Annotated in this window: 4 protein-coding genes; 2 read left to right on the forward strand and 2 right to left on the reverse strand. The window is 67.7% G+C overall.

Going from position 1 to position 4060, the window contains the following annotated elements:
- Together ABZ855_RS48115 and ABZ855_RS48120 are read right to left on the reverse strand one after the other, a co-directional pair.
- Window positions 1-486 (reverse strand): DUF4913 domain-containing protein (locus ABZ855_RS48115; RefSeq protein ID WP_360820360.1); only part of this gene is annotated, 486 nt, incomplete at its 3' end.
- 148 nt (window positions 487-634) lie between these two features.
- Window positions 635-1390 (reverse strand): site-specific DNA-methyltransferase, encoded by a 756-nt coding sequence (locus ABZ855_RS48120; RefSeq protein WP_360820363.1) that lies wholly within the window; start codon window positions 1388-1390, stop codon window positions 635-637.
- Window positions 1391-1917: 527 nt separating this feature from the next.
- On the opposite strand from ABZ855_RS48120, the gene ABZ855_RS48125 reads away from it, so the two are divergent.
- Both ABZ855_RS48125 and ABZ855_RS48130 read left to right on the forward strand, forming a co-directional pair.
- Complete coding sequence (locus ABZ855_RS48125) at window positions 1918-3015, forward strand: C40 family peptidase (protein ID WP_360820366.1); 1098 nt, start codon at window positions 1918-1920, stop codon at window positions 3013-3015.
- A gap of 380 nt (window positions 3016-3395) precedes the next feature.
- Window positions 3396-3761 (forward strand): hypothetical protein, encoded by a 366-nt coding sequence (locus ABZ855_RS48130; RefSeq protein ID WP_360820369.1) that lies wholly within the window; start codon window positions 3396-3398, stop codon window positions 3759-3761.
- The last annotated feature ends 299 nt before the right edge of the window (window positions 3762-4060 follow it).

Here is a 4060-nt window from a genome sequence, read left to right on the forward strand (position 1 = left end):
GGTGTGGGTGAGGAAGTCCCGGTGCCACACCGCCATTCCGGACAGGCCCGCCTCGGGATCCTTGTGCTGCTGGTAGGCCATCCACAGCGCGTGCAACCAGGCGACGACGTCCTGGTGCTCCTGCCACTGCGGACACCAGGGCGCCGCCGTGGTGACCTCGGCCCCGTAGACGGGCAGGAGCCAGTCGTCCACCCAGTCCGACAGAGCGTCGAGTTCGTCCTCGTACGCCTCACCCTCCAGATCCAGGATGGGACGCGGCTCCGGTACCGGCGCCGGGGATGGTCCGCCGAAGCCCGGCAGGCCGAAGGCGGCGAACGGGGATCCTCCGGGGTCCGGAGGCGAAGCCAGGTGGTCGAGCTGGCGGGCCTGCTGCGCCGACTCCTCCATCAGCCGGCGCACACTGGCCTCGATCCCCTCCAAATGGGAATCGGAGAGGCGGACCGGCTCCAGCTCCCCCTCGGCCGGGAGTTCTACAGGTTCAGGCATGAAACAATGGCCTCCTCGGCCGTGGAAGTGCAGGACACGCCAAGCGGCAGCGAACAGGCCAGCTCACAGAAAAGGCGAGGCCCGCCCGGGATATCGGTCTGGATGGCGAAAGGCGCCAACTTTCGCTGGAACGGACGCTGTTGGTGCGTCAGGCGGTGAGGACCAGATCTTCCTGGGCCAGGGTCTCGCGGATGGTCTGCGTGAGCCGCTCATTCGCGACGGCGGCGTAATGCTCGGTCTTCTCCACGCCGATGAAGTCGCGGCCTTCGAGCAGAGCGGCGACCCCGGTGGACCCCGAACCGGCGCAGAAGTCGAGCACCGTACCGCCCTCGGGGCAGATCTTGACCAGCTCGCGCATCACCTCGACGGGCTTCTGCGTGATGTGCTTGCGGGCCTTGCCCGAGGGCTGCGACGCACTGTAAAGACCCGGCAGATACACCGGATTACGCGAGCCGTCGATCTTGCCCTTGGCACCCCATACGATGTACTCGCAGTCCTGGCGGAACTTGCCCTTCTGCGGCCTGGCCTGGGGCTTGTGCCAGGTCAGCACGCCCAGCCACAGCCACCCCGCAGCCTGGAACGCATCGGTGGTGGCAGGTAGCTGACGCCAGTCGGTAAACAGCAGCGCGGTACCACCACTCTTCGTGGCGCGGTGCGCCTCGGTCATGATCTGAGTGAGCCACAGCGTGTAGGACCTCTGGTCCATGTTCTCGCCGGTGAAGTCCGGCAGCGTGTGCTGGGCATCGGCAGAGGTGTACTTCTGCTTCGCCGACCGGCTCGTGCGTTCCTTCGCGGTCCGCCCGCCCGAGTTGTAGGGCGGATCGGTGATCACGGAATCGACGCAGTCGTCCGGCAGCTTGGAAAGGACACTCAAGGCGTCGCCCTGGTGCAGGGAAAAAGGCAAAGAGGAACCCCGATTCGGGTGGGTGAATGCGCATGCGCAGGGAATGACCGCCTCGCACGTAGAGCGTCCCCGCGGAGCCATGAGTGGGCATGCAGAAGCCCGAGGCCACCGACCGGGGAGGGCGAGGGGAGAGTCCTAAAACTGTAGAGGCGAATCGGCCGACGACCAAGAAGTGCCCGACCGAAGGACCGGAATCCGGCACCTCACGCCAGCTTTTTGGTCAACGGCCAATTCGGGCCTACTGTTTTTGAACCGCCCGGCGCACACCGCCGCCGGCTATCCCCCCTTTGCTTCCCGGAGGTCCCCCTGCCCCGGCATACCTAGTGCCTCCCGGCCGCACCGAGCGAGCGGCAACTCGCCTGCGACCAGCCGACGCACCCGATCGCCCGCCCCGGCCGCCGCCCTTCCACGACGCCACGCGCACGCGGCACGCCGGACACCGCACTCGAAGGACCCTGTATGACGCAGCACTGCCCGCCCCTGCCCAGGCCACCGGACCGCGACCGCCGCCTGGGAGGCTCCCCCGGTTGAAGGGCGTGGCCGCCGGCCTCGGCGTCTTCCTCCTCTCCCCTCTCCTCCTCGCCGGCACGGCCATGCTGATGGCCACCAGCAGCAAGGCCGCCCAGACCACCTCCTCCCTCAGTTGCGTGGGCGACGTCGACACCGATGCCGTCGTCGAGCAGGTCACCAAGATCCTCAACGGGGCATCCGCCAAGGATGTTCACGCCGAGGGCCTCTCCCTGCCCGAGGAGCAGATCCCCAACGCCCGCACGATCGTGGGCACCGGGATCGGTCTCCGCGTTCCGACGAAGGGCCAGATCATCGCGCTCGCCACCGCGATGCAGGAATCCCGGCTGCGCAACCTGTCCTCCGGCGACCGTGACTCGCTGGGCCTGTTCCAGCAACGGCCGCGCCAGGGCTGGGGCACCGCCACGGAAATCCGCGACCCCGTCTACGCCTCCACACAGTTCTACGAACACCTTCTCGCGGTGGACGGCTGGCAGCAGCTGACGGTCACCCAGGCCGCGCAGAAGGTCCAACGCTCCGCCTACCCCGACGCCTACGCACAGTGGGAGGAGCTGGCGACCGCCCTCCAGAAGGCGATCGCCGTCACCTTCCCCGACGCTGGCCAGGACACCAGCTCTGCCGCGGCGTCTTGCGCGGCGGCCGAGGACGGCTCCGGGTACGGCACCATCCCGGCAGGATCGGTGCCGAGGGGCTACTCGATCCCCAAGGACGCCGATCCGAAGGTCCGCAAGGCGATCGTCTGGGCGATGGCGCAGCTCGGCACGATGTACCAGTGGGGCGGCACCTGCACGGCGCCGCACGGCCCCGACCCGATGGGCCGGTGCGACTGCAGCTCCCTGACCCAGCAGGCGTACAAGCATGCCGGTATCCAGCTCACCCGCACTACGTACACGCAGATCAACGAGGGCAAGGCCGTCTCGCCCAGGGCGCTCAAGCCCGGTGACCTGATCTTCTCCCGCGGCAGTGCCACCCGCCCCGAACACGTCGGCATGTACATCGGCTCGGGACTCGCGATCGAGGCACCCAGAACGGGAAAACCCGTTCGCATCACGCCGCTCGCGGACTGGGCCATCCTCGCCGCTCGCCGCGTCATCTGATCCCCGTTCGGGACTGTAGGTTCCGAAAAGACTTGTCGGTGTCCGACCGTTCTGCCGTCGGCCTGTCGGCGAGAGCCGGAAACCCGCAGGTCAACCGTCCAGGCGATCTGGCGGTGTCGTCTCTCCGAGCCGCTTCGCCTGAGGAATCCGACAGATCGGCTGGACGAATCCGCCGACAAACCGTCCGGACAGCCACACAAAGCACCAGGTCAGCAGCGCGTCCGACGACATCTCAAATCGGAACCTACAGGGACGCGGCAGCCCGGCTTACCGCCCCTGGTCGGGGATCACCCACTCCCGGCCTCTTCCGCCCCGCAGACGGGGCCCGCAGGACACGTTTTCCTGCCCACCGTCCTTCCCCTGAGACATGGAGCACCTCCTTGATATCCCGTCACCACACCCAGCGTGCCCTCGCGGCAACCTCTTTGGGCCTTGCCCTCGCCGCGGGCGGCATGGCCACCGCTTCCACGGCACAGGCATACGACACCGGCTACACCAAGATCTCGTGCAGCGCGGTCAAGGTCCGCAAGTCGCCTTCGACGACAGCCACCACGGTCGGCGTCGCCTACCGCAACGACAAGATCGCCTACGACCAGTGGGTCTACCGGAGCGCCACCAAGACCTGGTGGACCCGGGGCACCGTGACCCGCAAGTCCGACGGAAAGAAGCTGCGCGGCTACGTGATCTACCAGTGCGCAAATCCGTACGGCACCAACGGAGCTCCCACTCCGTCGATCCCTAGGTAGTGCACCCCGGCAGCCGGTTCGGAGCCTGAGCCGAAGCACCGTCGACAGCAGCGCCGGCCCGACCTGTGCCCTTGGCACGAAGCTTGCGTGTCCTCGTGCACACCGTTACGCCCCTTCGCCGGCCCCGACCGGCCCGGCTGTCTCCTGCCACTGCCAGCCCTCCATATCGAGGCAGTTGCGCCTCGCCCCTCCCCTTTCTTTCTCTGATTCCCGCGCGCCGGGTTCCGGCGTACCCAAGGAGCCTCGTTGCACCTGCTCGACACCGCGCAGTTCCTGGCCTACGACCCCGGCATCACGCC

The sequence above is a fragment of the Streptomyces sp. NPDC047042 genome (assembly GCF_040644035.1).
Taxonomy (GTDB): Bacteria; Actinomycetota; Actinomycetes; order Streptomycetales; family Streptomycetaceae; genus Streptomyces.